Origin of the sequence: Microbacterium phosphatis (assembly GCF_049177115.1) — a bacterium.
Classification (GTDB): domain Bacteria; phylum Actinomycetota; class Actinomycetes; order Actinomycetales; family Microbacteriaceae; genus Microbacterium; species Microbacterium phosphatis.
The window spans coordinates 1848644-1874293 of record NZ_CP185370.1 but is presented as its reverse complement, the minus strand read 5'-3'; the positions used below and the strand labels follow the sequence as shown (position 1 = coordinate 1874293).

At 70.4% G+C, this 25650-nt stretch carries 24 protein-coding genes; 19 read left to right on the top strand and 5 right to left on the bottom strand.

From position 1 onward, the window contains the following. The 4 genes from ilvN to ACOKGD_RS08955 all read left to right on the top strand — a co-directional run bounded on the left by ilvN (position 1) and on the right by ACOKGD_RS08955 (position 2657). Positions 1-510 carry an acetolactate synthase small subunit gene (ilvN, locus tag ACOKGD_RS08970; protein ID WP_342334522.1) on the top strand — a complete coding sequence of 170 codons (510 nt, stop codon included), beginning with the start codon at positions 1-3 and terminating at the stop codon, positions 508-510. Between the two features lie 58 nt (positions 511-568). Beyond that, entirely contained in the window at positions 569-1597 is a 1029-nt protein-coding gene (gene ilvC, locus ACOKGD_RS08965; protein ID WP_342334523.1) for a ketol-acid reductoisomerase, read from the top strand. A gap of 119 nt (positions 1598-1716) precedes the next feature. Beyond that, positions 1717-2064: a TraR/DksA family transcriptional regulator gene (locus tag ACOKGD_RS08960; protein ID WP_342334524.1), complete on the top strand. Its 348-nt coding sequence runs from the start codon at positions 1717-1719 to the stop codon at positions 2062-2064. Between the two features lie 113 nt (positions 2065-2177). Continuing rightward, positions 2178-2657, top strand: coding sequence for a hypothetical protein (locus tag ACOKGD_RS08955; protein ID WP_342334525.1), 480 nt, complete (start codon positions 2178-2180; stop codon positions 2655-2657). A 53-nt stretch (positions 2658-2710) separates the two neighbouring features. On the opposite strand, the gene ACOKGD_RS08950 is transcribed toward ACOKGD_RS08955, so the two are convergent. Continuing rightward, positions 2711-4189 (bottom strand): hypothetical protein, encoded by a 1479-nt coding sequence (locus tag ACOKGD_RS08950; RefSeq protein ID WP_342334526.1) that lies wholly within the window; start codon positions 4187-4189, stop codon positions 2711-2713. Positions 4190-4437: 248 nt separating this feature from the next. On the opposite strand from ACOKGD_RS08950, the gene ACOKGD_RS08945 reads away from it, so the two are divergent. The 4 genes from ACOKGD_RS08945 (at position 4438) to rpsA (ending at position 8513) form a co-directional block, all read left to right on the top strand. Next, complete coding sequence (locus ACOKGD_RS08945; RefSeq protein WP_342334527.1) at positions 4438-5244, top strand: transporter substrate-binding domain-containing protein; 807 nt, start codon at positions 4438-4440, stop codon at positions 5242-5244. A 28-nt stretch (positions 5245-5272) separates the two neighbouring features. After that, positions 5273-6079 carry an amino acid ABC transporter permease gene (locus ACOKGD_RS08940; protein ID WP_342334528.1) on the top strand — a complete coding sequence of 269 codons (807 nt, stop codon included), beginning with the start codon at positions 5273-5275 and terminating at the stop codon, positions 6077-6079. Next, on the top strand, positions 6076-6822 hold the full coding sequence (locus ACOKGD_RS08935; protein ID WP_342334529.1) for an amino acid ABC transporter ATP-binding protein: 747 nt from the start codon (positions 6076-6078) through the stop codon (positions 6820-6822). The genes ACOKGD_RS08940 and ACOKGD_RS08935 overlap by 4 nt, the downstream gene beginning before the upstream one ends. 239 nt (positions 6823-7061) lie before the next feature. Further along, positions 7062-8513 (top strand): 30S ribosomal protein S1, encoded by a 1452-nt coding sequence (gene rpsA / locus ACOKGD_RS08930; RefSeq protein WP_342334530.1) that lies wholly within the window; start codon positions 7062-7064, stop codon positions 8511-8513. Between the two features lie 118 nt (positions 8514-8631). Here the strand turns inward: rpsA and ACOKGD_RS08925 are convergent, their stop codons facing one another. Then, positions 8632-8994 (bottom strand): VOC family protein, encoded by a 363-nt coding sequence (locus ACOKGD_RS08925; RefSeq protein WP_342334531.1) that lies wholly within the window; start codon positions 8992-8994, stop codon positions 8632-8634. 115 nt (positions 8995-9109) lie between these two features. On the opposite strand from ACOKGD_RS08925, the gene ACOKGD_RS08920 reads away from it, so the two are divergent. After that, on the top strand, positions 9110-9541 hold the full coding sequence (locus ACOKGD_RS08920; RefSeq protein WP_342334532.1) for a DUF1761 domain-containing protein: 432 nt from the start codon (positions 9110-9112) through the stop codon (positions 9539-9541). Between the two features lie 15 nt (positions 9542-9556). On the opposite strand, the gene ACOKGD_RS08915 is transcribed toward ACOKGD_RS08920, so the two are convergent. After that, positions 9557-10591, bottom strand: a complete 1035-nt coding sequence (locus ACOKGD_RS08915) for a LacI family DNA-binding transcriptional regulator (RefSeq protein WP_342334533.1) — start codon at positions 10589-10591, stop codon at positions 9557-9559. 145 nt (positions 10592-10736) lie between these two features. Between ACOKGD_RS08915 and ACOKGD_RS08910 the strand changes: the two genes are divergently transcribed. The 9 genes from ACOKGD_RS08910 to uvrB all read left to right on the top strand — a co-directional run bounded on the left by ACOKGD_RS08910 (position 10737) and on the right by uvrB (position 22623). Then, positions 10737-12056: an ABC transporter substrate-binding protein gene (locus ACOKGD_RS08910; RefSeq protein ID WP_342334534.1), complete on the top strand. Its 1320-nt coding sequence runs from the start codon at positions 10737-10739 to the stop codon at positions 12054-12056. A 77-nt stretch (positions 12057-12133) separates the two neighbouring features. Further along, the gene (locus ACOKGD_RS08905) at positions 12134-13123 is read left to right on the top strand and encodes a carbohydrate ABC transporter permease (RefSeq protein ID WP_342334535.1); all 990 of its coding nucleotides are present in this window, start codon (positions 12134-12136) and stop codon (positions 13121-13123) included. Next, positions 13120-13989, top strand: a complete 870-nt coding sequence (locus ACOKGD_RS08900) for a carbohydrate ABC transporter permease (RefSeq protein ID WP_342334536.1) — start codon at positions 13120-13122, stop codon at positions 13987-13989. The genes ACOKGD_RS08905 and ACOKGD_RS08900 overlap by 4 nt, the downstream gene beginning before the upstream one ends. After that, the gene (locus ACOKGD_RS08895) at positions 13986-16508 is read left to right on the top strand and encodes a glycoside hydrolase family 2 protein (protein WP_342334537.1); all 2523 of its coding nucleotides are present in this window, start codon (positions 13986-13988) and stop codon (positions 16506-16508) included. Before ACOKGD_RS08900 ends, ACOKGD_RS08895 begins: the two co-directional genes overlap by 4 nt. Further along, the gene (locus ACOKGD_RS08890) at positions 16498-17466 is read left to right on the top strand and encodes a glycoside hydrolase family 113 (RefSeq protein WP_342334538.1); all 969 of its coding nucleotides are present in this window, start codon (positions 16498-16500) and stop codon (positions 17464-17466) included. The genes ACOKGD_RS08895 and ACOKGD_RS08890 overlap by 11 nt, the downstream gene beginning before the upstream one ends. Positions 17467-17556: 90 nt before the next feature. Then, on the top strand, positions 17557-18153 hold the full coding sequence (gene coaE, locus ACOKGD_RS08885; protein WP_342334539.1) for a dephospho-CoA kinase: 597 nt from the start codon (positions 17557-17559) through the stop codon (positions 18151-18153). A 4-nt stretch (positions 18154-18157) separates the two neighbouring features. Beyond that, a complete protein-coding gene (locus tag ACOKGD_RS08880; protein ID WP_342334540.1) occupies positions 18158-18925 on the top strand; it encodes a LamB/YcsF family protein in 768 nt (255 codons plus the stop codon). Continuing rightward, positions 18922-20532 carry an urea amidolyase family protein gene (locus ACOKGD_RS08875; protein WP_342334541.1) on the top strand — a complete coding sequence of 537 codons (1611 nt, stop codon included), beginning with the start codon at positions 18922-18924 and terminating at the stop codon, positions 20530-20532. The genes ACOKGD_RS08880 and ACOKGD_RS08875 overlap by 4 nt, the downstream gene beginning before the upstream one ends. A gap of 9 nt (positions 20533-20541) precedes the next feature. Then, a complete protein-coding gene (uvrB, locus tag ACOKGD_RS08870; protein WP_342334542.1) occupies positions 20542-22623 on the top strand; it encodes an excinuclease ABC subunit UvrB in 2082 nt (693 codons plus the stop codon). Between the two features lie 27 nt (positions 22624-22650). On the opposite strand, the gene ACOKGD_RS08865 is transcribed toward uvrB, so the two are convergent. Further along, positions 22651-24795, bottom strand: coding sequence for a catalase (locus ACOKGD_RS08865; RefSeq protein ID WP_342334543.1), 2145 nt, complete (start codon positions 24793-24795; stop codon positions 22651-22653). A 91-nt stretch (positions 24796-24886) separates the two neighbouring features. Continuing rightward, on the bottom strand, positions 24887-25111 hold the full coding sequence (locus ACOKGD_RS08860; RefSeq protein ID WP_342334544.1) for a hypothetical protein: 225 nt from the start codon (positions 25109-25111) through the stop codon (positions 24887-24889). Positions 25112-25154: 43 nt separating this feature from the next. On the opposite strand from ACOKGD_RS08860, the gene ACOKGD_RS08855 reads away from it, so the two are divergent. After that, the gene (locus ACOKGD_RS08855) at positions 25155-25601 is read left to right on the top strand and encodes a MarR family winged helix-turn-helix transcriptional regulator (protein WP_342334545.1); all 447 of its coding nucleotides are present in this window, start codon (positions 25155-25157) and stop codon (positions 25599-25601) included. Positions 25602-25650: the final 49 nt, after the last annotated feature.

Below are 25650 nucleotides of genomic sequence, written 5' to 3'. Positions count from 1 at the left end.
ATGACCACTCACGTGCTGAGCCTCCTCGTCGAGGACAAGCCGGGTCTGCTGACCCGCGTGGCGGGGCTCTTCGCCCGCCGCGGCTTCAACATCGAGTCGCTCGCCGTGGGCGTCACGGAGATCCCGGGTCTGTCCCGGATCACCGTGGTCGTCGATGTCGACGCGCTCCCGCTCGAGCAGGTCACCAAGCAGCTCAACAAGCTGGTCAACGTGATCAAGATCGTCGAGCTCGAGCAGGCCTCCAGCGTCCAGCGCGAGCACATGCTTGTGAAGGTGCGCGCCGACAACTCGACGCGCTCGAACGTGCTCGAGGTCGTGAGCCTGTTCCGCGCGAACGTCGTGGACTACGCGCCGGATGCGCTCGTGATCGAGGTCACGGGCGACAAGGGCAAGGTCGACGCCTTCCTCAAGGCGATCGAGCCCTTCGGCATCCGCGAGCTCGCCCAGTCGGGCCTGCTGGCGCTCGGCCGCGGGTCGAAGTCGATCACCGAGCGCGTGCTGCGCGGCTGATCCTCCCGTCTTTCCAGAATTACCCAGAACCCCAACCCCACCAAGGAGTAACACCACCGTGAGCACCGAGATCTTCTACGACGCCGACGCCGACCTGTCGCTCATCCAGGGCAAGAAGGTCGCGATCGTCGGTTACGGCTCGCAGGGCCACGCCCACGCTCAGAACCTGCGCGACTCGGGTGTCGAGGTCGCGATCGCGCTGAAGGACGGCTCGAAGTCGGCCCCCAAGGCGCAGGAGGAGGGCTTCCAGGTCTTCAACGTCGCCGATGCGACCAAGTGGGCCGACCTCATCATGATCCTCGCGCCGGACCAGCACCAGCGCGGCATCTACTCGGAGTCGATCGCGCCGAACCTGACCGCGGGCAAGACCCTCGCCTTCGCGCACGGCTTCAACATCCGCTTCGGCTACATCGACGCCCCCGAGGACGTCGACGTGATCCTCGTCGCCCCGAAGGCCCCGGGCCACACGGTGCGTCGCGAGTACGTCGCCGGCCGCGGCATCCCGGACATCATCGCCGTCGAGAAGGACGCCTCGGGCGAGGCCTGGGCCACCGCCCTCTCGTATGCGAAGGCGATCGGTGGCACCCGTGCGGGCGTCATCAAGACGACCTTCACCGAGGAGACCGAGACCGACCTGTTCGGCGAGCAGGCCGTCCTGTGCGGTGGCATGAGCCACCTCGTCCAGGCGGGCTTCGAGGTCCTGACCGAGGCCGGCTACCAGCCGCAGATCGCCTACTTCGAGGTGCTGCACGAGCTGAAGCTGATCGTCGACCTCATGTGGGAGGGCGGCATCGCCAAGCAGCGCTGGTCGATCTCCGACACCGCCGAGTTCGGCGACTACGTCTCGGGCCCCCGCGTCATCGATGCCGGCACGAAGGAGCGCATGAAGGAGGTCCTCTCGGACATCCAGACCGGTGCCTTCGCCAAGCGCTTCATCGAGGACCAGGACAACGGCGCCCAGGAGTTCCTCTCGCTGCGCGAGAAGGAGCAGGGTCACCCGATCGAGGCCACGGGCAAGGAGCTCCGCGCGCTGTTCGCGTGGAAGTCGACCGACGAGGACTACGTCGAGGGCTCGGCCGCGCGCTGACCCCGGCGGCGGGCTCCTGAGCCCGCACCAGACCGCTCTATCTGAGCTGGACCAGGCCCCCGCACCCACAAGGTGCGGGGGTCGCTCCGTTTCCGGCGGCGGCGAGTAGGGTGACCGCCATGTCCGAGACCTTGGAACGCATGCGCGACCTGCTGCTGCAGAGGCGGCGCGACGCCGAGCGTCGGATCGCGGCCCGGGCCGGCGACCTCACCGCCGTCGCCGCGGCCCGGGGCGACTCGACCGCCGACGACGAGCACGACCCGGAGGGCGTGACGCTGTCGGGGGAGTGGTCGCGCCTGGCGGGTCTCAGCGACGACGCCCGAGGCGAGCTGCGCGACATCGACGCGGCGCTGGAGCGCATCGACGCCGGAACCTACGGCGTCTGCGAGGTGTGCGGCGAGGCGATTCCGGAGGGCCGGCTGCTCGCGCGACCGACGGCGGCGCGATGCGTCCGGCACGCGGTCTGAGAGTCGGCACCGCCGCGCAGGGCTGATTCGTCCCCCGCACGCGATGGCGTGATCCCTCTCCCCAATGGGGCAGATCGCCGGCGGGGTCGTCCCGGGGCCGACAGCCTCGAGTCATGACACACACGAGAGCGGCCGAGCGCCGCATAGCCGAGCTGCGTGAGGCGCCCCTGGACGACGCGACACTGGAGGAGCTGGTCGGCCTGCTGCTCACGAGCGCGGTCCGCCGTCAGCTCTGGCTGATGTTCCTGGACGACCAGGATCGCCTGAGCGAGGCGATCATGCCGACGGAGGACTTCCCGGGCGATCCGCACGAGCCCGTCGTCGTCGACGATCTCGGCCCCACCACGGCCGCGTGCCTGCTCGCCGACCGCCTCGGCCGGATCTGCGGCGCGATCGAGGTCACCCAGCTCGTCCTCGTGTGGGAGAGAGAGGGCGATGCGGCGTTCGGGGCCGAGGAGCTGGCCTGGGCGGCGGCCATGTCAGAGGAGATGGGCAAGAGCGACGTCCGCCTCCGCGCGCAGTTCCTGCTGCACAACGACGGGCTGCGGGCACTCGCGCCGGGTGACGGCGTCGCCCGGACGATGGCCCCGTGAGACGCCGCAGGGCCCAGCCGGAGAGGCTGGGCCCTGCGGGTCACGTCGTCGAATCAGTAGAACGCGGCGGAGGCCTCGAGCACGCCGCCCTCGGGAAGATCACCGAGGAGGAATCCGCTCACCTCGGCCGTGCCGTTGGCCGGGATGGCCTCCACGGTGGCGTAGCCGGTGGCCACGATCACGCCGCCGGCATCGCGCGCGACGATGTCGATCATGTAGGGCTCGGCATCCTCCGGGAACGTGCTGGTGACGGTGCCGGAGATGCTGGCCATGCCGCTCAGGGGCTCGGCCGTGAGGTCGTACGACAGCTCGCCCTGGAACCCCGCGGGCAGCTCGACCACCGAGTTGTAATCGCCGTCGAGCGACCCGAGCTGGATCTCCGTGATCGGCGCCGAGACGTCGTCCAGGGTGCCCGTGATGATCGTCTGCCCCGGCAGCAGCACGCCGGCGGGCTGGTCCTCCGCGACGGTGTCACCCGACGCGTCGAGCGCCTGCAGCTCGACCTCGAAGTACTCGTACATCACGTCGGGGTTGGTCTGCTCGAGCACGATGGCGTACCATGAGGCGCCGTCGGCGTCCTCGCCGAAGGCCGTCTCGGTGACCTCCGCGGAGGCGGCGACGTCGACCGACTCGTCGACCGTCCCGTCCGGGGCGGAGTCGGGGTCGGTGAACCCGTCGTCCTGCTGGAGGTTCTCGCACTCCTCCGCAGACAGGCCCGCGGCGTCGCACGCCTCGTCGACGAAGCGGTTCGGATCCTCGGCCACGCCGATGAGGAACGTGGTCATGGCGATCGCGATGGCCGTGCAGGCGATCAGCGCGACGGCGCCGAGCGCCGTGCCGGTGATGGCGAGGCCCTTGCCCGGCTTCTTCTTGACGAGGGCGATGATGCCGATGATGATCGCGGCGATCGGCACGAGGAGCGAGGCGAATCCGGCGAAGGGGATGAACGCCACGGCGATGCCGAGGACGCCGACGATGCCGAGGACCAGCGCGGTGATCGCGAGGCCCTTGCCGCTGCCCTGCGGCGGCGTGGGCTGTCCGCCGTACGGCGCACCCGGGTAGCCGCCTCCGGCGTACGGGGGCACGGCTCCGGGGTATCCCTGAGCGGTGGTCGCCCCGGGGAACGCGGCTTCACCCGCGGCACCGTATCCGGGCGCGGCCGGGGCGCCGTAGGCGGGGCCCGCCGGGGCGCCGGGTACCCGCTCGGCGGGGGCGCCGTAGGCGGGGCCGGAAGGGCTCTCCGCGCCCGCCGGCGGGGGAGGGTACGCTCCCTCGGCCTGCGGCTCGGACCCGAAGGGGCCGGGGTCCGAGTGCCCGGCCGGCGCCGAGTAGTCCGGCGTCGAGTACTCCGGCGGTGTGTAGGTCGGCGGGGTGTACGCGGGCGGTGCGGAGTCGAAGCTCGGCGCCTCAGGCGAGGCGGGCTCCGCGGGGGCGGGCTGATCCGGGCTCGGCGGTCCCGGGGGCACCGGCGGCTGCGGCGGGACGGGCGGGACCGGGGGGATTCCGGTGTCGTCGTTCGGAGGAAGGGACATGTGACTCCTCGGGGCGCTGTGCGGACGGTGCGGGATGCCCGGGGAGGGCATACAGGCCGCCTCCCCCAAGGTGATCCTGCGAGAACCCTAGCGCGCGACGACACCGCGCAACGGGGTGGTGGGCACCTCAGCCCGGATTCCTCGGGCGGCGCGGCGACCGTCGCCGGCACGCGAGGCATACGCAACGGTTCCATCACTTCGGATGATGCGGTAAAGGCGCCGCCCACGCGCTCCTTTAGGATCGCAATATGTCGAAGATTCGCGTGCCGCTCACGGCACTTCTCGCCGCAGCAGCCGCGATCACCCTGTCCGCCTGCGGCTCGTCCAGCACCCCGTCCAGCGAGACCCCCTCCGCCGACGCCGAGCTCACCACCATCGCGTCGGGCAAGCTCACCGTCTGCTCCGACGTGCCCTACGCCCCCTTCGAGGACTTCGACGAGGGCAGCGAGCTCGGCTACACCGGGTTCGACATCGAGATCATGAACGCCGTCGCCGAGAACCTCGACCTCGAGCTGGTCGTCAAGGACCAGGGCTTCGACGGCATCCAGTCGGGCATCGTGCTGAACTCCAAGCAGTGCGACGTCGCCGCCTCGGCGATCACCATCACCGACGAGCGCAAGGCGAACCTCGACTTCACCGACGCGTACTACGACTCGGAGCAGTCGCTCCTGGTCGCCGTCGACAGCGACATCAAGAGCATCGACGACCTCGACGGCGTCAAGGTGGGCGTCCAGAAGGCGACCACCGGCGAGAGCTACGCCACCGAGAACGCCAAGGGCGCCGAGATCGTCGCCTTCCCGAGCGACGCCGAGATGTGGCCCGCGCTGCAGGCCGGACAGGTCGACGCGCTGCTGCAGGACCTGCCCGTCAACATCGAGCACACCAAGGACAGCGGCTACACGATCGTCGAGCAGTACGACACCGGCGAGCAGTACGGCTTCGCCGTGGGCAAGGGCAACACCGCCCTGCTCGAGGCCGTCAACGGCGCGCTGTCGGCGATCCGCGAGGACGGCAGCTACGACACGATCTACGATTCGTACTTCGCGGTCAACTGACCTCTGACGCACTCCGGACGGGCACTCGGTGAGAAGAACCACACGACGCCGACTCACGGTCGGCGGGATCAACGTCGTCATCGTGGGCGCGCTCGTCGCGCTCCTGTTCATGGCCGACGGCGAGCGGATCCGTGCCCAGTTCTGGAACCCGGAGGCGGTGGCGCTCTCGGGCGGCACCTGGGGCCAGCTGATCGCGGTCGGAGTCGTCAACACCCTGCTGTACACGGCGATCGCGTTTGTCGGCGGGTTCGTGCTGGCGCTGTGCCTCGCGCTCATGCGGCTCTCGCCCATCGCGTCGCTGCGCTGGCTCGCGACCGCCTGGATCGAGCTGTTCCGCGGGCTGCCCGCGCTGATCGTCATCATCTTCATGGGCTTCGGTGTCCCGATCGCGTTCGGCTGGTCGCCGCCCGGCGGCCTCGTGGGCGCCGGCCTGCTCGCCCTCGTGATGGTCGCGAGCGCGTACATGGCCGAGACGATCCGCGCGGGCATCCAGGCCGTCCCCAAGGGGCAGACCGAGGCGGCCCGCTCGCTCGGCATGGGCTCGGCCAGCACGATGTTCCGCGTGGTGCTGCCGCAGGCGTTCCGCGTGGTCATCCCGCCGCTCACCAACGAGTTCGTGCTGCTGATCAAGGACACCTCGCTCCTCGCCATCATCGGCGCGGAGCCCATGCAGCGCGAGCTCACCACGCTCGCCCGCGACTTCCAGGCGTCGGGCATCTCGGCCGGCACCTCGACGAGTCTTGTGCAGGCCGCTCTGCTGTACCTCGTGATCACGCTGCCGCTCACGCAGCTGGTCTCGTGGATGGAGCGCCGTCAGAGGAAGGCGACGCGATGACCGCGCCGGTGGATGTGCCCGCCATCGAGATCCAGGGGCTGCGGAAGTCCTACGGATCCAACGAGGTGCTCAAGGGCGTCGACTTCCGTGTCGGCGCCGGCGAGGTCGTGTGCGTCGTGGGGCCCTCCGGCTCCGGGAAGTCGACGCTGCTGCGCTGCGTCAACCGCCTCGAGGAGGCCGACGCCGGTCAGATCCTCGTCGAGGGCGTCGACATCCGCGACCCCGAGACCGACCTGAACCGGGTCCGGTCCCGGATCGGCATGGTGTTCCAGCAGTTCAACCTGTTCCCGCACCTCACCGTGCTCGACAACCTGGTGCTCCCGCAGCGCTCGGTGATGGGTCGCGGGCGGGCGCAGGCGTCAGAGGTGGCGATGTCCAACCTCGAGCGGGTCGGTCTCGCGGAGAAGGCGAAGGCGCACCCCGCGCAGCTCTCGGGCGGCCAGCAGCAGCGCGTGGCCATCGCCCGCGCGCTGGCGATGGACCCCGACATGATGCTGTTCGACGAGCCGACCAGCGCACTCGATCCCGAGCTCGTCGGCGACGTGCTGGCGGTCATGAAGTCGCTCGCCTCCGAGGGCATGACGATGATGGTCGTCACGCACGAGATGGGCTTCGCGCGCGAGGTCGCCGACAAGCTCGTCTTCATGGACGGCGGTGTGGTGGTCGAGGAGGGGCTCCCCTCCGAGATGCTCGCCCACCCGCAGAGCGAGCGCGCCCGCGCCTTCTTCGCTCGCGTCCACTGACGCCGCCGCGCCCCGCGGCCGCGTCGCACACAGCACCTGGGTCGCCAGGCTCCGACTCTGGTACCCTGGACTGTCACGCGTGTGCGCGTCGCCTCGGCTGGGCCGGGGAGTGACCACCGCGTGATGCACGAAGACAATCCAACTGCCGCGGTTCGAACCGTGGTCTCGCGCGTCCGGGCCTCCGGAGGTGCGGACCGAGCCGCGGCCCGAGTAAACATCCAACAAGGACAACCCACTAAATGACTAACGCAACGACCGCCCCGGCCACCAAGCAGGTCGCGATCAACGACATCGGCTCTGCTGAGGACTTCCTGGCCGCGGTCGAGAAGACCCTCAAGTCCTTCAACGACGGCGACATCATCGAGGGCACGATCGTCAAGATCGACCGCGACGAGGTCCTCCTCGACGTGAGCTTCAAGACCGAGGGCGTCATCCCCTCGCGCGAGCTCTCGATCAAGCACGACGTCGACCCCAACGAGGTCGTCAGCGTCGGCGACGTCGTCGAGGCCCTGGTTCTCCAGAAGGAGGACAAGGAAGGCCGTCTGATCCTGTCGAAGAAGCGCGCGCAGTACGAGCGCGCCTGGGGCGACGTGGAGAAGATCAAGGAGAACGACGGCGTCGTCACCGGCACCGTCATCGAGGTCGTCAAGGGTGGCCTCATCGTCGACATCGGCCTGCGCGGCTTCCTGCCGGCCTCGCTCATCGAGCTGCGCCGCGTCCGCGACCTCACGCCGTACCTCGGCCAGGAGATCGAGGCCAAGATCCTCGAGCTCGACAAGAACCGCAACAACGTCGTTCTCTCGCGCCGCGCCCTCCTCGAGGAGACGCAGTCGGCCACGCGTACGCAGTTCCTGAACAACCTGCACAAGGGTCAGGTCCGCAAGGGTGTCGTGTCGTCGATCGTCAACTTCGGTGCGTTCGTCGACCTCGGTGGTGTGGACGGTCTCGTGCACGTCTCGGAGCTCTCGTGGAAGCACATCGAGCACGCGTCCGAGGTCGTCGAGGTCGGCCAGGAGGTCACCGTCGAGATCCTCGAGGTCGACCTGGACCGCGAGCGCGTCTCCCTGTCGCTGAAGGCGACGCAGGAGGACCCGTGGCAGGTCTTCGCCCGCACGCACGCGATCGGTCAGATCACGCCGGGCAAGGTCACCAAGCTCGTTCCGTTCGGTGCGTTCGTCCGCGTCGCCGACGGCATCGAGGGCCTCGTGCACATCTCGGAGCTCTCGGCGAAGCACGTCGAGCTGGCCGAGCAGGTCGTCTCGGTGGGCGAAGAGGTCTTCGTCCGCGTCATCGACATCGACCTCGACCGTCGTCGCATCTCGCTCTCGCTGAAGCAGGCGAACGAGATGGTCGACCCCAACGGCACCGAGTTCGACCCGGCGCTGTACGGCATGGTCACCGAGTACGACGACAACGGCGAGTACAAGTACCCCGAGGGCTTCGACCCGGAGACCAACCAGTGGCTCGAGGGCTTCGACGAGGCCCGCGAGAAGTGGGAGCAGGAGTACGCCGCTGCTCAGGCTCGCTGGGAGCAGCACAAGACGCAGGTCGCCAAGGCCCTCGAGGCCGAGGCCGAGGCCGGCGAGGAGTTCTCGGCTGGTCAGTCGTTCAGCTCCGAGGCTGCCGGCGCCGGCACCCTCGCGGACGACGAGGCTCTCGCCGCTCTGCGCGAGAAGCTGGCCGGTCGCTGAGCTCACCGCTCGAGCGCCGATCGTGACCGTTCACCGGTCGCGGGCCGCCTGACTCACTGAGTCGCGAAAAGGGGCCGGATCCTTCGGGATCCGGCCCCTTTTCCGTACGCGAGGCGGATCACATCTGATAGCTGCCCTCGAAGAGGCCGATCTCGTTGCCGTCCGGGTCGCGCAGGAGGGCCCACCAGCTCGTCTCGCTGATCGGGGTGCGCTCCTTGACGACGGCGCCGCCGCCGGCGACGGCCTTGGCGAGCGTCTCGTCGATCGAGTCGACCTCGACGATCGAGCGCGGCTGACTGAATCCCTCCTCGCGCGGGGTGAGGGCCCCGCCCGAGACGTCGTTGGGCGCCTGCCACATCGGATACTCCTCGAAGCCCGGCGGCGAGGAGAAGCGCCAGCCGAACAGGTCGGCGTAGAACTGCTGTCCGCGTTCCAGGTCGCTGACCGGGATCTCCAGATGGGTCACATCACCGTGGGCCATCACTGCCTCCTCGTTGGGGTTTCGACGCGCCCAACGTACGTCCGGTCGTCCGCCGCGGGCAAGGTCTCGCGGGCCGTATTCCGCGCCGGGCATCGGTGCCGATACAGTCGGGCGCATGATTCCGGAGATCAACTACTGGACCGTGCTCCTCGCGACCCTCTCGAGCATGGTCGTCGGGACCGTCTGGTACGCGCCACGCGTGCTCGGCACGCGCTGGGCGAAGCTCGCCGGGGTGTCGATGGAAGGCACCGGCAGGGACGCCGTGGTGCCGATCATCACCACCGTGGTGGTGAGCTTCCTCACGGCGTGGGTGCTCGCCGGCGCGATCACCATCGCCTGGCACTTCTACGGCGGCAGCTACCTCGTCTCGGCGCTGGTGACGAGCATCCTGCTGTGGGCGGGGCTCACCGCGGCGCGCTTAATCACCCATGACGCCTTCGAGGGCCGCCCGTCGGGGCTGACGGTCATGAACATCGCGCACGAGCTGGTGACGATCGTCGTCATGGCGATCATCATCGGGATGTGGCCGCCCGCCGGCACCGTCTGACGCGCCGGGGCGCGATCAGCTCACGGGCGGGGGCGCGGTCGTCCCGCGCGCGTGCAGCGTCGGCGTGCCGCCCAGACGCGCGTGCGGCGGCTCGCCGGAGAGCACGGCCCCGAGCAGGCGGGCCGCCTCGGCGCCGTACTGGACGACGTCGTAGCTCATGACCGAGATCGGCGGATCGGTGACCTGGGTGAGCATCGAGTCGTCCCAGCCGATCATGCTGAGCGCGCCCGGCACATCCACGCCGAGGCTGCGCGCCACGCGCAGCCCGTTGACGGCGGTCAGGCCCGAGTCGAAGACCAGGGCGGTGTAGGCGCCGTCCGCGAGGAGGTCTCGGGTGTGCTGCTCGGCGAGCTCGACCCCGAAGTCGCCGTGCCGGATCGCGTGTCGCACACCCAGGAGGTCGCACTCGGCGGCGAACGCCTCGTCGCGGATGCGCACGTGGGCGAAGTGCGCGCCACCGGCCACGCGGGCGATGGCGCGGTGGCCGAGGGTGTGCAGGTGCCGCACCGCGTCGCGCACGCCGGCCGCATCGTCGGTCCAGGCCGTCGCGAGGTCGCCGGTGAGGGAGGGGTCGCCGATGGCGACGGCGGGCAGGCCGATCTCGCGGATCACCTCGACGCGCGGATCGTCGCTCTCGAAGTCGACGAGGATGACGCCATCGACCCGCTGCGCGGACATCCATCGGCGGTAGGTCGCGATCTCGCTCTGCCGATCCGGCGCCAGCTGCAGCAGCAGGCCGCGGTTGTGCTCGGCGAGCCCGATCTCGAGCCCCGCGATGAGCTGCATGAAGAACGACTCGTTGGCAAGGAAGCGCGGATCGCGCCGCAGGATGAGGCCTGCGGTGTCGCTGCGCCCCTGTGAGAGCATCCGCGCGGCCGCGGTGGGCGCGAAGTCGAGCGACGCGGCGATCTCGAGGATGTGCGCGCGGGTGCTCTCGGACACCCCGGGCTTGCCGTTGAGCGCATAGGACACCGCCGAGGTCGAGACGCCCGCGCGGTGGGCGATGTCGGTGATCGTGAGGCGCCTCGAAGAGGGCGATCTGGCGGGCATGGGTTCGACCCTAGGGGATCATCCGGACCCGATCGGCGATCGCTTGACATCGGGCGCATCCCTCTCTACGTTTGTGCCAACTTAAGCGCTTAAGCGTGGAAGTGCAATCACCCCTAGAACCCATGTCGACGATGACAGGAGACCGATGATGGTCACGAGGAAGCTCCTCACGGCGGGCGCCCTTCTGGGCGCGGGCGCGCTCGCGCTCACGGGCTGCGGCGGCACCGCAGGAGACGCGGCGGAGGGCGGTGACGACGCGATCGCCGGCACGATCACCGTGCTGACGCAGCGCACCGACATCGTCGACACCGTCTTCCAGGACTACAAGGCGCAGTTCGAGGAGAAGTACCCCGACGTCACCGTCGAGTTCGAGGCGATCACGGACTACGAGGGCGAGATCGCGGTCCGCATGAACACCGAGGACTACGGCGACGTCCTGCTGATCCCGAACAGCGTCGACCCCGACCAGCTCGGCGACTTCTTCGAGCCGATCGGCCCGACCGACGAGGTGAGCAAGACCTACCGCTTCGCCGCCGAGGAGGCCTACGACGGCCAGACCTACGGCATCGCCATCACCGGCAACACGAACGGCTTGGTCTACAACAAGAAGGTCTGGGAGGCCGCGGGCATCACCGACCTGCCCACGACGCCGGAGGAGTTCCTCGAGGACCTCCAGGCGATCAAGGACGAGACCGACGCCATCCCGTACTACACGAACTACGCCGACGGCTGGCCGCTCAGCCAGTCCGACAGCAACCGCGGTGCGCTCGCCGACCCCGACTACAGCAACACCCACGTCTCCTACAGCGACACCCCGTGGGCCGAGGACGAGTGGCACGGCATCGTCGACGGCCTGCTGTTCGACGTCGTCGCGAACGGGCTGAACGAGGAGGATCCGCTCACCACCAACTGGGAGGAGTCGAAGAACCTCCTCGGCACCGGCAAGGTCGCCACGATGCTGCTCGGCTCGTGGGCGATCACGCAGATGCAGGACGCGGCCGAGGCGGCGGGCGAGGCGCGCGAGGACATCGGCTACATGCCCTTCCCCTACCAGGTGGACGGCACCTTCCACGCCCAGGTCGGCGGCGACTACAAGAACGCGATCAACATCCACAGCGAGCACAAGGCGGCCGCGCGTGCCTGGATCGAGTGGTTCGCCAACGAGTCGGGGTACGCCTTCGACAACGGCGGTCTCTCGCCGCTGGTCGACGGCCCCACCCCGGAGACCCTGGGCGACTTCGAGGAGGCGGGCGTCGAGTACGTCGAGATGACCCCCGCCCAGGCGGGCGAGGAGAGCCACGAGGCCGACGTCATCAGCAAATCGGAGATCGACCTCTACGGCCCGGTGTACCGCCAGAAGCTCGTCGACATCGCCCGCGGCGCCGCGGACGGCGACAAGGAGTCGTACTTCGCCGACCTGAACCAGCGCTGGGCCGACGCCCGCGCGGCGGTCGACGCGGGCTGACACCCCTCGGGGGCGGCGTCGTTGCGGTGCCGCCCCCGTTCCGCGCCCGCCCTCCGCCGGAGAAGAGAGACGAAGAGATGACCGACCTGTCAGAGGCTCCCGCCCTGCAGCCGCTGCCGATGGCACCGGGCACGGGAGCGACCCGCACGATCACCGTGCCGCGCGCGCAGCGCCGCCGCCGCGGCGCCGGCAACCCGAACGGCACACGCTGGTTCACCCCGTGGCTGTACCTGCTGGTCCCCGTGGGCCTGCTGATCGTGTTCACCTACATCCCCGTGGCGAACATGATCTGGTACTCGTTCACGGACTGGGACGGCCTCGACAAGACCAAGGGGTGGGTGGGGCTCGAGAACTACGTCGAGATCTTCACCCGGCCCGAGATGTTCCAGGTCTTCTTCGTCAGCCTGTACTACCTCGCCGGATCCGTGATCCAGATGGCTCTCGCCCTCTACTTCGCGACGCTGCTGAGCTTCCGGACGCGCCTTCGCAACTTCTTCAAGGGCGTGATCTTCTTCCCGTACCTGATCAACGGCGTCGCGATCGGGTTCGTGTTCCTCTACCTGTTCCAGCCGGACGGCACACTCGACGCCCTCCTCGGGGCGGTGGGGCTCGGCAGCGACGAGCCGCGCCATTGGCTCGGCGATCCGGATCTCGCGAACTGGTCGCTGGCCGCCACCAGCGTGTGGCGCTACATGGGGCTGAACTTCGTGCTCTTCCTCGGCGCGATCCAGTCGATCCCCAGCGAGCTCTACGAGGCCGCCGAGCTCGACGGCGCGAACCGCTGGCACCAGTTCCGCTTCATCATCGCGCCGGGCATCAAGCGCGTGATCAGCCTCTCGTTCATCCTGTCGATCTCGGGCGCGCTCAGCGTGTTCGAGGTCCCGTTCATCATGACGGGCGGCGCGAACGGCACCGCCACCTTCGTCATCCAGACCGTCCAGATGGCGTTCGAGTTCCGTCGCGTGGGGTTCGCCTCGGCGATGGCCGTCGTCCTGCTCGCGATCGTGCTCATCGTCACCTGGGTGCAGCGCCGGCTCGTGCCGGACGAGGAGGTCAGCCTCACATGAGCACCCTCACCCGCCCGGCCGTCTCGCCGGCTGTGGCCGCCACCCGCCGCACGACCGCGAGCACCATCAAGTACGTCTCGCTTGTGCTCGCCGCGCTCGTCTCGATCATCCCGCTCGCCGTGGTGCTGTTCGCCTCGTTCAAGACGAAGGAGGAGTACGCGACCACAGGCCCGCTCGTGCCGCCGGAGAACTGGTTCGAGTTCGGCAACTTCATCACCGCGTTCACCCGCGGCAACATGCTGCTCGGCTTCTGGAACACCACGATCATCCTCGTGTTCTCGCTGGCCGGCACCATCGTCATCGGCACGATGGCCGCCTACGCGATCGACCGGTTCCAGTTCCGGTTCAAGGCGCTGGTGGTGGGCCTGTTCCTCATCGCCTCGCTGGTGCCCGGCGTCACCACGCAGGTCGCGACGTTCCAGATCGTCAACGCGCTCGAGCTGTTCAACACCCACGGCGCGGCGATCATCCTGTTCATGGGCACGGACATCATCGCGATCTACATCTTCCTGCAGTTCATGCAGTCGATCCCGCGCTCGATCGACGAGGCGGCGATGCTCGACGGCGCCAATCGCTGGACGATCTACTGGCGTCTGATCCTGCCGCTGCTGTCGCCGGCGGTCGTGACGGTGTGCATCATCAAGGGGATAGCCATCTACAACGAGTTCTACCTGCCCTACCTCTACATGCCGTCGCCGAAGCTCGGCGTCATCTCCACATCGCTGTTCCGTTTCACCGGTCCGTTCGGGGCGCAATGGGAGGTGATCGCGGCCGGCACGATGATCGTCATCCTGCCGACGCTCGTCATCTTCCTGCTGCTCCAGCGGTACATCTACAGCGGCATCACCTCGGGAGCCACCAAATGACCCTCGCCCGCCGACCCCTCACCGACGGCTGGACCCTGCGCCCCCACGGCACCCGCGTGCCCCGGCACGTCCGCGACGCGGGGGAGATCCCCGCCGAGGTCCCCGGCAGCGCGACCACGGATCTGCTGGCCGCCGGGCTGATCGAGGACCCCTACCTCGACGACAACGAGCGGCTGCAGGCGTGGATCGGCGTCACCGACTTCGAGTACGCGCTGTCGCTCGACTGGACCGACGAGCAGGCGGATCGCGTCGACCTCGCCTTCGACGGGCTCGACACGGTCGCCGAGGTGCGCCTGAACGGCACCTCGATCCTCGAGACGCGCAACCAGCACCGCTCCCACCGGGTGCCGGTCGCGGAGATCCTGCGCGAGGGGGCGAACGATCTGCGCGTGCGCTTCACCGCGCCCGTGCGCGCGGCCGGTCGCGCCGAGCTGGAGCTCGGGGCGCGACCGCACGTGAACCACCACCCCTACAACGCGATCCGCAAGACGGCCTCGGGGTTCGGCTGGGACTGGGGGATCGACACCGCCGCCTCGGGCATCTGGCGCCCGGTGCGCCTGGAGAGCTGGTCCACCGCGCGGATCGCGCAGGTGCGGCCCGTCACGCGGCTGGAGGGTGCGGACGGCATCGTCGACGTGCACGTCGATCTCGAGCGCGCGCGTGAGTCGCCTCTGCGGCTCGCGGTGCGCGTCGGAGACCGCACGCAGGAGATCGCGCTCGCCGCGGGCGAGGACGCGGCCGTGGTCACGGTGCGCGTCCCGGACGTCCGGCGCTGGTGGCCCCGCGGGTTCGGCGAACCGCACCGCTATCCGCTCGAGGTCACCCTGCATGACGAGGCGGGCGGGGAGCGCGAGCTCGACGCGCGCTCGCTGCGGATCGGCTTCCGCGAGGTGCGGATCGACACCACCCCGGACGACGCCGGCACCCCGCTGCGGATCCTCGTCAACGAGCGGCCCGTGTACATCCGCGGGGCGAACTGGATCCCGGACGACGCGTTCCCGCACCGGGTCGACAGGGCCCGCTACGCGGCCCGGATCGCCCAGGCCGAGTTCGCGAACGTCAACCTGCTGCGGGTGTGGGGCGGCGGCATCTACGAGAGCGAGGACTTCTACGACCTCTGCGACGAGCGCGGCATGCTCACCTGGCAGGACTTCCTGTTCGCCTGCGCCGCGTACGCCGAGGAGGAGCCGCTGCGCTCCGAGGTCGAGGCCGAGGCGCGCGAGGCGGTGGGCCGCCTCGCCGCGCATCCGTCGCTGATCCTGCTCAACGGCAACAACGAGAACCTCGAGGGCTTCGAGGAATGGGGGTGGCCCGCCCGCCTCGACGGCGCCACCTGGGGCGAGCACTACTACTACGAGCTCTTCCCGCAGCTCGTGGCCGAGCTCGCGCCCCACATCGCGTACACCCCGGGCAGCCCGTTCACCCCGGGGCGGACGCACCGCCCGAATGATCCGGATCACGGCAGCGTCCACATCTGGGACCTCTGGAACCGGCGTGACTGGAACGACTACCGCGCGTACACCCCCCGCTTCGTGGCGGAGTTCGGCTGGCAGGGCCCGCCCACCTGGGCGACGCTGACCCGGGCGATCCACGACGAGCCCCTGTCGCCCGTGTCGCCCGGCATCCAGGTGCACCAGAAGGCGATCGACGGCGACGCGAAGCTCACCGCCGGGCTCGTCGCCCACACTCCGGTGCCGCGGGACATGCGCGACTGGGTGTGGGCCATGCAGCTCAATCAGGCGCGCGCGATCGGCACCGCGCTCGAGCACTTCCGCTCGCTCGCCCCGCACAACACCGGAGCGATCGTGTGGCAGCTCAACGACGACTGGCCCGTGGTCTCGTGGTCCGCCGTCGACGGCGACGGCCGCGAGAAGCCGCTGCTGTACGCCATGAAGCACGCCTTCGCCGAGCGTCTGGTGACGATCCAGCCTCGGGGGAACGGACTCGCGGTGATCCTGAGCAACGAGACGGACGCCCCCTGGCGCGGGGAGCTTGTGATCGAGCGCCTCGCGGCCTCCGGGGCCCGCCTCGGGCAGGTCGCGCTCGCCGCCGATGTCGCGCCCCGCGCCACCGTCACCGTGCCGGTGCCCGCCGACGTGGCGACGGCCGACGATGCGGCGTCCGAGCTGCTGCGCGCGCGCCTCGGGCCGACCGCCGGCTGGTGGTTCCCCGCGGACCTCCGCCACGCGTCGCTCGCCCCGGCCGCGCTGCGCATGGCGGTGGCGCCGACGGAGGGCGGCGTGCGGGTCGAGGTCACCGCCGACACCCTCGTGCGCGACTTGGCGCTGCTCGTCGACACCGTGGCGCCCGACGCCGTGGCCGATGACGCTCTGGTGCACCTGCTGCCGGGGGAGACCGCCGCCTTCGTGGTGTCCAGCGCGCGAGCGATCGACCCGCAGGCGTTCGCCGCGCGCGGTGTGATCCGCACCGGCAATGATCTGGTGGCCGGCCCGGCGGAGATCCGGATCGCCCCGACCCCCGTCGCCCCTCTCGCCGAGGAGGTCGCCGGTGTCCGGTGAGTGGACCCCGGCCCGCGTCCGAGAGCGCCTCGGGTTCGTCACCGGCATGACCTGGGGCTGGACGGGCGTGCGGGGCACCTGGGCCGTCCCGGCGGCCGAGGAGTCGCTCGACGCGCTCGCCGAGATCGGCGTCGGCTGGAACTGCATCACGTACGCGGCCCTCCAGGACAAGCCCTCCACGACCGAGATCCACTGGCGCGACGAGCCGACGGTGACCGACGACGAGATCCGATGGGCGATCCGCGGTGCTCGGGAGCGCGGGCAGAAGGTGATCCTGAAGCCCGTCGTGAACTGCGCCGACGGCACCTGGCGCGCGTTCATCGGGTTCTTCGAGGTCGACGTGCCGGGCGAGCCCGGATGGGCGCAGTGGTGGGCGAGCTATACGGAGTTCATCGTGCATCACGCCCGGATCGCCCAGGACGAGCGGGTGGAGCTGTTCGTGATCGGCTGCGAGATGGTGCGCGCCGACCGCCGCGAGGCCGAGTGGCGCGAGCTGATCCGTCGGGTTCGTGCGGTCTACGACGGCCCGATCACGTACAACTGCGATAAGTACCAGGAGGACCGCATCACCTGGTGGGACGCCGTCGACGTCATCTCGGCGAGCGGCTACTACCCGAGCGGCGCGTGGCCGGCCCAGCTCGACAGGATCGAGAAGGTCGTGCGGGCGCACAACAAGCCCTTCCTGTTCATCGAGGCGGGGTGCCCCAGCCGCGCGGGATCGGCGGCACGGCCCAATGACTGGACCTTCGGGGGCCAGGCCGACCCGCAGGAGCAGGCCGATTACCTGGCCGAGATGTTCGCCGAGGCGGGCGCGCGCGAGTGGGTCGACGGCTTCGTGCTGTGGGACTGGCCCGCTCGGCTCTATCCGCGGGAGGACGCGGCATCGAACCGCGACTACTGCCCGTATGCGAAGCCCGGGGCGGACGTTGTGCGCGAGTTCTTCCTCGCGCGCGGCTGACCGGGGGGCGGACGCGGGGGAGAGTCCGGCACCCGCGTGCCCACTGACGCGACGCCGACCGGGTGATCCGGCCCGTGGAAGACTGAGCCCATGCCACTCATCGCGCTCACGGGCGGGATCGCCTCCGGGAAGTCGACCATCGCACGGCGCCTCGCCGAGCACGGCGCGGTCGTGATCGACGCCGACGCACTGGTGCGCGAGCTCCAGGAGCCGGGGCAGCCCGTGCTCGCCGCCATCGCGGAGCGGTTCGGCCCGGGCGTGCTCACCGCCGAGGGCTCGCTCGACCGCGCGGCGCTTGGGGCGCTGGTGTTCGCCGACCGCGCGAAGCTCGGCGTGCTCAACGACATCGTGCATCCCGCGGTGAAGGCCGAGTCGCAGCGGCGCTTCCGCGCCGCGATCGATGCCGATCCCCGCGCCGTCGTCGTCTACGACGTGCCGCTGCTGGCCGAGGCCCGCGGGACGGCGGAGTGGGATCTTGTGGTCGTGGCGCACGCACCGGCGGAGGTCCGCGTCGCGCGGATGGTGGCGGATCGCGGCATGTCGGAGGACGAGGCGCGCGCCCGGGTCGCGAACCAGGCCTCGGACGAAGAGCGCCTGAAGCTCGCCGACGTGGTCATCGACACCGCGGGCACGATGCAGGACACGTTCGCGCAGGCCGACGCCCTCTGGGACCGGCTGACCGGCTGAGGCCATGCGCACGATCGACCTGAACTCGGACCTCGGCGAGAACACCGCCGAGCGCTTCGTCGCCGACGACGCGGCGATGCTCGAGATCGTCAGCAGCGCCAACGTGTCGTGCGGCTTCCACGCCGGCAGCCCGGAGGGCATCCGCGAGACGATCGCCGAGGCGGTCGCGCGCGGGGTGACCGTCGGCGCGCACCCCGGCTACCGCGATGTCGAGGGCTTCGGGAGGCGCGACCTCGACGTCGCCCCCGCGACGGTGCAGGCCGAGGTGGAGTACCAGCTCGGTGCGCTGATGGGCCTCGCCGGGGCCGTGGGCACCGCCGTGCGGTACGTGAAGCCGCACGGAGCGCTCTACAACCGGATCGCCCACGACGAGGCGCAGGCGCAGGCGGTCGTCGCCGCGGTCCGCGCGATCGATCCGTCACTGGTGCTGATGTGCCTTCCCGGGGCCGCCGTGCTCGACCTGGCCACGCGGGCCGGGATCCCCGTCGCCTCCGAGGCCTTCGCCGACCGCGCCTACACGCCGACCGGGGCGCTTCTTCCGCGCCGCGAGCCGGGAGCCGTGCTGCATGATCCGGCGGTGGTGGCGGCGCGTATGCTGCGCCTCGTCCGCGACGGGGTGATCGAGGCCGTCGACGGATCGGCGGTGACCGTGCGGGCCGACTCGATCTGCGTGCACGGGGACAGCCCCGATGCCGTGGCGATGGCGCGTGCGGTGCGCGATCTTCTCGCGGCCGAGGGGGTCGGGTTCGCGCCGTTCGCGGGTCCTCGATGACACGGGTGCTCACCGCATCGGATCGGGCCCTGCTGGTGGAGGTCGCCGACCTGGACGCGGCGATGCGCCTCCAGGCGACCCTCACCGCCGACCCGCCGCCGGGTGTCGTCGAGCTGGTGCCGGCGGCGCGCACGGTGCTGGTGCGCTTCGATCCGCGGATCGTCTCCGCCGGGGCCCTCGGCGCCCGCCTCGCCGCGGCGGCGTCGCCGGGGGCGGCGGCCGCGGGCCAGAGCGGGGCCCCGGCGGTGGTGGAGATCCCCGTGGTGTACGACGGCGCGGATCTGGCGGAGGTGTCGGCTCGGCTCGGCGTCGGCGCGGACGAGCTTGTCGCGCGCCATGTGGCGGCCACGTGGCGCGTCGCCTTCACGGGCTTCGCGCCGGGGTTCGGATACCTCGTCGGCGACGACCCGCTCTTCGACGTGCCGCGCCGCGCCTCGCCGCGCACCCGCATCCCGGCCGGGTCCGTCGCGCTCGGCGGCGCTTTCGCGGGCGTGTACCCCCGCGCGTCGCCCGGCGGCTGGCAGCTGATCGGGCGGACGGATGCGGTCATGTGGGACGTGCGTCGTGACCCGCCCGCGCTGCTGGTGCCGGGCGGTCGGGTGAGGTTCGTCCGGGTCGCGGCGGCTGCGGTGGTGCCCACGCACAACGCCGTCGCGCGGGTTGCGGCCGCCGCGGCACCCGCTGTTCCGGCGGCGCAGGCGGTGGAGGTCGTCGCGCCCGGGGTGCAGCTGACGCTGCAGGACGAGGGGCGTGCAGGGCGGGCAGCGCTCGGCGTCTCGCCCTCGGGCGCCGCCGATCGCGGCGCGCTGCATCGCGCGAACCGGGCCGTCGGCAACGCGCCGGGGGAGGCCGCGCTCGAGGTGGCGGTCGGCGGCGCCGTCCTGCGCTTCGGCGGGCCCGGGGTCGTCGCCCTGGCGGGGGCGACGCTGCCCGCTGCGATCGTGCGGCACGACGGCTCGGCGCTGGACCTCGCGCCCGAGCAGCCCGCGGGCGTCTGCGCCGGGGACGAGCTCCGCCTGGGGTTCGCCACGGCCGGCGTGCGCGCCGTGATCGCCTTCCGCGGCGGGTTCGCGGTGGAGCCCGTGCTCGGCAGTCTCTCGAGCGACACCCTCGGCGGCATCTCCGCAGGCCCCGCCCTCCGGCCGGGCGCGACGCTGACCCTGCGCGGGCCGGCCGCGGCGCCCTATGCCGTCGACCCGGGCGCTGTCCCGCCCGCCGCGCCGCCGGCGCCGGGAGAGGCGATCGAGCTGCGCATCACGCTCGGCCCGCGCGACGACTGGTTCACCCCCGCCGGGATGCGAGCGCTGTTCGATCAGGAGTGGACGGTGACACCCCGCTCGGATCGCGTGGGCGTGCGGCTGCACGGACCGACGCCCCTCGAGCGCGCGACGCCGGGCGAGCTGCCGAGCGAGGGGGTGGTCACCGGGGCGATCCAGGTACCGGCCGATGGTCAGCCCGTCCTGTTCCTGCCGGACCACCCGCTGACGGGCGGCTACCCGGTCATCGGCGCCGTGATCGACGCGGATCTGGATCTCGCGGGGCAGCTGCCTCCCGGTGCGCGGGTGCGGTTCCGCCTCTCCGAGCCGATTGTCGGAGGCCCCTCCTAGGCTGGGGTGATGCAGACGACTCGAAGTGTGCGCCCGTTCGAGGTGGTCAGCGAGTACATGCCGTCGGGCGATCAGCCCAAGGCCATCGCCGAGCTGGCCGCCCGCATCAACGCGGGCGAGACCGACGTTGTGCTCCTGGGTGCGACCGGCACAGGCAAGTCGGCGACCACGGCATGGCTCATCGAGCAGGTGCAGCGCCCGACCCTGGTGATGGCGCACAACAAGACCCTCGCGGCGCAGCTGGCGAACGAGTTCCGCGACCTGATGCCGAACAACGCGGTCGAGTACTTCGTCTCGTACTACGACTACTACCAGCCCGAGGCCTACGTGCCGCAGACGGACACCTTCATCGAGAAGGACTCGTCCATCAACTCCGAGGTCGAGCGCCTGCGCCACTCCACAACGAACTCGCTGCTCAGCCGGCGCGATGTCGTCGTCGTCAGCACCGTGTCCTGCATCTACGGCCTGGGCTCGCCGGAGGAGTACCTGCGGGCGCTCGTGGCGCTGCAGGTGGGCGAGCGCTACGACCGCGATGCGCTGATCCGTCAGTTCATCGGCATGCAGTACAACCGCAACGACGTCGACTTCTCCCGCGGAAACTTCCGCGTGCGCGGCGACACGATCGAGATCATCCCGGTCTACGAAGAGCACGCGATCCGCATCGAGCTGTTCGGCGACGAGATCGAGGCGCTGTACAAGCTGCACCCGCTGACGGGCGACGTGCTCGAGCGGCTCGACGCCATCGCGATCTTCCCCGCCACGCACTACGCGGCGGGAACCGACACCGTCCAGCGCGCCATCAAGACGATCGAGGTCGAGCTCGAGGAGCGCCTGCAGGAGTTCGAGCGGCAGGGCAAGCTGCTCGAGGCGCAGCGCCTGCGCATGCGCACCACCTTCGACCTCGAGATGCTGCAGCAGCTCGGGTTCTGCTCGGGCATCGAGAACTACTCGCGGCATCTCGACGGTCGCGCCCCCGGAGCCCCGCCGCACACGCTGCTCGACTTCTTCCCCGACGACTTCCTGCTGGTGATCGACGAGTCGCACGTCACGGTGCCGCAGATCGGCGCCATGTACGAGGGCGACGCGTCGCGCAAGCGCACGCTCGTCGAGCACGGCTTCCGCCTGCCGAGCGCGATGGACAACCGCCCGCTCCGCTGGGACGAGTTCAAGAACCGGATCGGCCAGACCGTGTACCTGTCCGCCACCCCCGGCAAGTACGAGATGGGGATCGCCGACGGCGTGGTCGAGCAGATCATCCGCCCCACCGGCCTCATCGATCCGGAGATCGTGATCAAGCCCTCGAAGGGCCAGATCGACGACCTCCTCGAGGAGATCCGCGTCCGGGTCGAGCGCGACGAGCGTGTGCTCGTGACGACGCTGACCAAGAAGATGGCCGAGGAGCTGACCGACTTCCTCGGCGAGCACGGCGTGCACGTCCGGTACCTGCATTCGGACGTCGACACGCTGCGTCGCGTCGAGCTGCTCACCGAGCTGAGGCAGGGCGTCTACGACGTGCTCGTCGGCATCAACCTGCTCCGCGAGGGTCTCGACCTCCCCGAGGTCTCGCTGGTGGCGATCCTCGACGCCGACAAGGAGGGGTTCCTGCGCTCGGGCACCTCGCTGATCCAGACCATCGGCCGCGCGGCGCGCAACGTCTCGGGCCAGGTGCACATGTACGCCGACCGGATGACCGACTCGATGACCAAGGCCATCGAGGAGACCGAGCGACGCCGCGAGATCCAGATCGCGTACAACACGGCGAACGGCATCGACCCCCAGCCGCTGCGCAAGCGCATCGCCGACATCACCGACCAGCTCGCGCGCGAGGGGGCCGACACCGAGGAGCTCCTCTCCAAGCGAGACGCCGCCCGGACCAAGAGCGGCAAGGGCAGGACTCCCACGCCGATCCGCAAGCGCGAGGGGCTCGCGGCCGAGGGCGCCCAGCAGCTCGAGCAGGCGATCGCCGACCTCACCAGCCAGATGCTCGCGGCGTCCGACGAGCTCAAGTTCGAGCTTGCCGCGCGCCTGCGCGACGAGGTCCAGGATCTGAAGCGCGACCTCCGGCAGATGGAGAAGGCCGGGCACGCCTGAGCGCGCCCGGCCTTCCCGCCGCGGTCGTCAGACCGGCAGCAGGTCCATCCGCTCCCAGACCCGGTGGGTGGCGAGCAGCGTCAGCAGCTCCGCCACCGCCTCGGGGGCATCGGCCGTGACGATGCCCGGCGCCGCCTGGTCGATGGCGGCGTCGCCGAGCATCCCCGCGGCCGCCGGTGCCACGGCGATCGCCTTGCCGTGCCGGAACAACTCGTCCAGCATCCGCAGCGCCCGCGGGTCGGCCGACGGGCTGAGAGCGATCAGCGCATCGAACTCGATGCTCGCCGCCGTCTGAGCCGTCCGCTGAACGGGGATGCCGTGCAGCATGCCGCCGTGCGGCGCGATGACGAGCGGCACGATCCCTGCCGTGTGCAGGCCCTCTCGAACGGCCTCGAGCTCGTCGGCATCGGCGGTCTCGTCCGCCAGGATGCCGATGACGCGGCCGGTGACCGGCCACTCCTCGCCGACCTGGCGCAGCGCGGGGCTCGGCTCGACGTCCGCGATGTCGACCGTCGGCTTCGGGGCGGGCAGCCCCAGCGCCTCGGCGACCTGCGCGCACAGATCCGCGTCGATGTTCGCGAGCGCCGCCAGCTGGCGTTCCTTCACGGCCTGCTCGTAGCACTTGCCGAGCTCGAACGAGTAGGCCTCGATGACGTGGCGCTGCTCGATCGGCGTGAGCGAGCGATAGAAGAGCGTCGCCTGCGAGAAGTGATCGTCGAAGCTCGCGGGGGAGGTGCGCTCCTTCACCGACGCGGCGACGGCGGCCGGCACCTCGACGAAGGCGCCGAGGTCGGCTCCCGCCAGGAACGGGCAGCCGCCGTCGAGCGAGTTCGGCTTGTAGGGTGCGACACCGCGGTGCACGGCGGTCTGGTGCATGCCGTCGCGCAGCATGTCGTTGATGTCGGCGTGCGGCCGGTTGATCGGCAGCTGCGCGAAGTTCGGTCCGCCCAGGCGCGAAATCTGCGTGTCGAGGTACGAGAACAGGCGACCCTGCAGCAGCGGGTCGTTCGTCACGTCGATGCCGGGCACAAGATGCCCGGGGTGGAAGGCGACCTGCTCGGTCTCCGCGAAGAAGTTCGACGGGTTCGCGTCGAGCCGCATGGTGCCCACCACCTGCAGGGGCGCCAGCTCCTCCGGCACGAACTTCGTCGGGTCGAGCAGGTCGATACCCTCGAACATCTCGTCCGGGGTGTCCGGGAACACCTGGAGCGCGAGATCCCACTCGGGGAACGCCCCCGACTCGATCGCGTCGGCGAGGTCGCGGCGGTGGAAGTCCGGATCCTTGCCGCCCGCCAGCTGCGCCTCCTCCCAGGTCAGCGAGTGGGTGCCCGCGCGCGGGCGCCAGTGGATCTTCGCCAGCACCGTCTCGCCGGCCTCGTTCTCGAAGCGGAACGTGTGCACGCCGAAGCCCTGCATCATCCGGTACGAACGGGGGATCGCACGGTCCGACATGTTCCACATCGCGTGCGCCTGCGCCTCGGTGTGGAGGGACACGAAGTCCCAGAAGGTGTCGTGCGCCGACTGCGCCTGCGGGATCTCGCGATCGGGGTGCGGCTTGCCGGCGTGGATCACGTCGGGGAACTTGATGGCGTCCTGGATGAAGAACACGGGGATGTTGTTGCCGACGAGGTCGTACACGCCCTCGGTCGTGTAGAACTTCGTGGCGAAGCCGCGGGTGTCGCGGGCGGTGTCGAGCGACCCGCGCGAGCCCAGCACGGTGGAGAACCGCACGAAGGTGCGGGTCTGCGCGCCGGCCCGGAGGAAGGCGGCCTTGCTCACCGATTCCGCGGCGCCGTTGGCGATGAAGACGCCGTGCGCGGCGGCACCGCGGGCGTGCACCACGCGCTCGGGGATGCGCTCGTGGTCGAAGTGGGTGATCTTCTCGCGCAGGTGGTGGTCCTGCAGCAGCACCGGCCCGCGGGGCCCGGCCTTCAGCGAGTGATCGGTGTCGGGCAGCCGCGCGCCCTGCGCGGTGGTCAGATACGCACCCTGCTGGCCCATCGCGGTCGGCGGCCAGTCGGTCGCGGCGCCGGTGGGCGTGCGGCTCTCGGGGCCGTCCTGATCGGGCTTCGGGGGGAGCGGCCGACGCGGCTCGGTCGGCTCGCTCGCGGAGGGCGGGACCGGCGCCGGAGCTCCGGGGATCGGGATGTCGTTCTCGCGTGCGGATGCCATGGCGCATCTCCCTCTGGTCGTCGGCGGATGCCGCGACGATATGCGAGCGCTTCGCGCGAGCCGAGAGGGTTGACGGGGGCGCCGCGGGCCCTTACGCGGGAGCTTCCGAGGTCGCGCAGTGCAGCGATCCGTCCGGATCCTCGCGGTGCGCGTCGCGGCGGAGCCCGCAGTGCGCGCACAGATCCGCGTCCTTGTTGCGGGGCAGGTTGGGGCTCACGTGCGGGGGACCGGCCAGGCGGATGAGCGTGCTGTTGAACCAGAGGTACAGGCCGCCCGCCTCGCGGATGCGGGTGCGCCACGGGATCTTCTCGGTCATAACGATTAGTCTACTAAATGTCCCGGTGTGTGAGGATGGTCCCGTGGCCGATTCCGAGAACGATCTGCTGAAGCTGGAGAACCAGCTCTGCTTCGCGATCGTGACGGCGGCGCGCAACGTCGTGTCGATCTATCGACCCGTGCTGGAGCCGCTGGGGCTCACCCATCCGCAGTACCTCGTGATGCTCGCGCTGTGGGACAGCTCGCCGCGCACGCTCGGCGACATCGCCGAGGAGCTCGCGTTCGATCCGGCCACGGCGTCTCCGCTGGTGAAGCGCCTCGAGGCGCAGGGGCTCGTCACCCGCAGCCGCCGCGCCGATGATGAGCGCCGGCTCGACATCGACCTCACCGAGACCGGGCGCGCCCTGCGCGAGCAGGCGCTGGCCGTCCCGTTCCAGGTGATGGAGCGCGTGGGCATGACGCTCGACCAGGTGGCCAGCCTGCGCGATGCGCTGACGCCCTTCTCCGGCCGGCTCGACAAGTCCCTCTGAGCGGGACGCGCTGTCTGGGATTCCGCCCCGGATCGGGCGCGCATCTTCG

Coding starts and splice junctions, on each gene's coding strand:
- ACOKGD_RS08935 (WP_342334529.1), top strand. CDS start 6,076: ATGACCGCGCCGGTGGATGTGCCCGCCATCGAGATCCAGGGGCTGCGG.
- ACOKGD_RS08960 (WP_342334524.1), top strand. CDS start 1,717: ATGTCCGAGACCTTGGAACGCATGCGCGACCTGCTGCTGCAGAGGCGG.
- ACOKGD_RS08915 (WP_342334533.1), bottom strand. CDS start 10,591: ATGCCCGCCAGATCGCCCTCTTCGAGGCGCCTCACGATCACCGACATC.
- ACOKGD_RS08865 (WP_342334543.1), bottom strand. CDS start 24,795: ATGGCATCCGCACGCGAGAACGACATCCCGATCCCCGGAGCTCCGGCG.
- ACOKGD_RS08900 (WP_342334536.1), top strand. CDS start 13,120: ATGAGCACCCTCACCCGCCCGGCCGTCTCGCCGGCTGTGGCCGCCACC.
- ACOKGD_RS08910 (WP_342334534.1), top strand. CDS start 10,737: ATGATGGTCACGAGGAAGCTCCTCACGGCGGGCGCCCTTCTGGGCGCG.
- ACOKGD_RS08860 (WP_342334544.1), bottom strand. CDS start 25,111: ATGACCGAGAAGATCCCGTGGCGCACCCGCATCCGCGAGGCGGGCGGC.
- ACOKGD_RS08920 (WP_342334532.1), top strand. CDS start 9,110: ATGATTCCGGAGATCAACTACTGGACCGTGCTCCTCGCGACCCTCTCG.
- ACOKGD_RS08945 (WP_342334527.1), top strand. CDS start 4,438: ATGTCGAAGATTCGCGTGCCGCTCACGGCACTTCTCGCCGCAGCAGCC.
- ACOKGD_RS08925 (WP_342334531.1), bottom strand. CDS start 8,994: ATGGCCCACGGTGATGTGACCCATCTGGAGATCCCGGTCAGCGACCTG.
- ilvN (WP_342334522.1), top strand. CDS start 1: ATGACCACTCACGTGCTGAGCCTCCTCGTCGAGGACAAGCCGGGTCTG.
- ACOKGD_RS08955 (WP_342334525.1), top strand. CDS start 2,178: ATGACACACACGAGAGCGGCCGAGCGCCGCATAGCCGAGCTGCGTGAG.
- ACOKGD_RS08875 (WP_342334541.1), top strand. CDS start 18,922: ATGACACGGGTGCTCACCGCATCGGATCGGGCCCTGCTGGTGGAGGTC.
- rpsA (WP_342334530.1), top strand. CDS start 7,062: ATGACTAACGCAACGACCGCCCCGGCCACCAAGCAGGTCGCGATCAAC.
- ACOKGD_RS08880 (WP_342334540.1), top strand. CDS start 18,158: ATGCGCACGATCGACCTGAACTCGGACCTCGGCGAGAACACCGCCGAG.
- ACOKGD_RS08950 (WP_342334526.1), bottom strand. CDS start 4,189: ATGTCCCTTCCTCCGAACGACGACACCGGAATCCCCCCGGTCCCGCCC.
- coaE (WP_342334539.1), top strand. CDS start 17,557: ATGCCACTCATCGCGCTCACGGGCGGGATCGCCTCCGGGAAGTCGACC.
- ACOKGD_RS08905 (WP_342334535.1), top strand. CDS start 12,134: ATGACCGACCTGTCAGAGGCTCCCGCCCTGCAGCCGCTGCCGATGGCA.
- uvrB (WP_342334542.1), top strand. CDS start 20,542: ATGCAGACGACTCGAAGTGTGCGCCCGTTCGAGGTGGTCAGCGAGTAC.
- ACOKGD_RS08895 (WP_342334537.1), top strand. CDS start 13,986: ATGACCCTCGCCCGCCGACCCCTCACCGACGGCTGGACCCTGCGCCCC.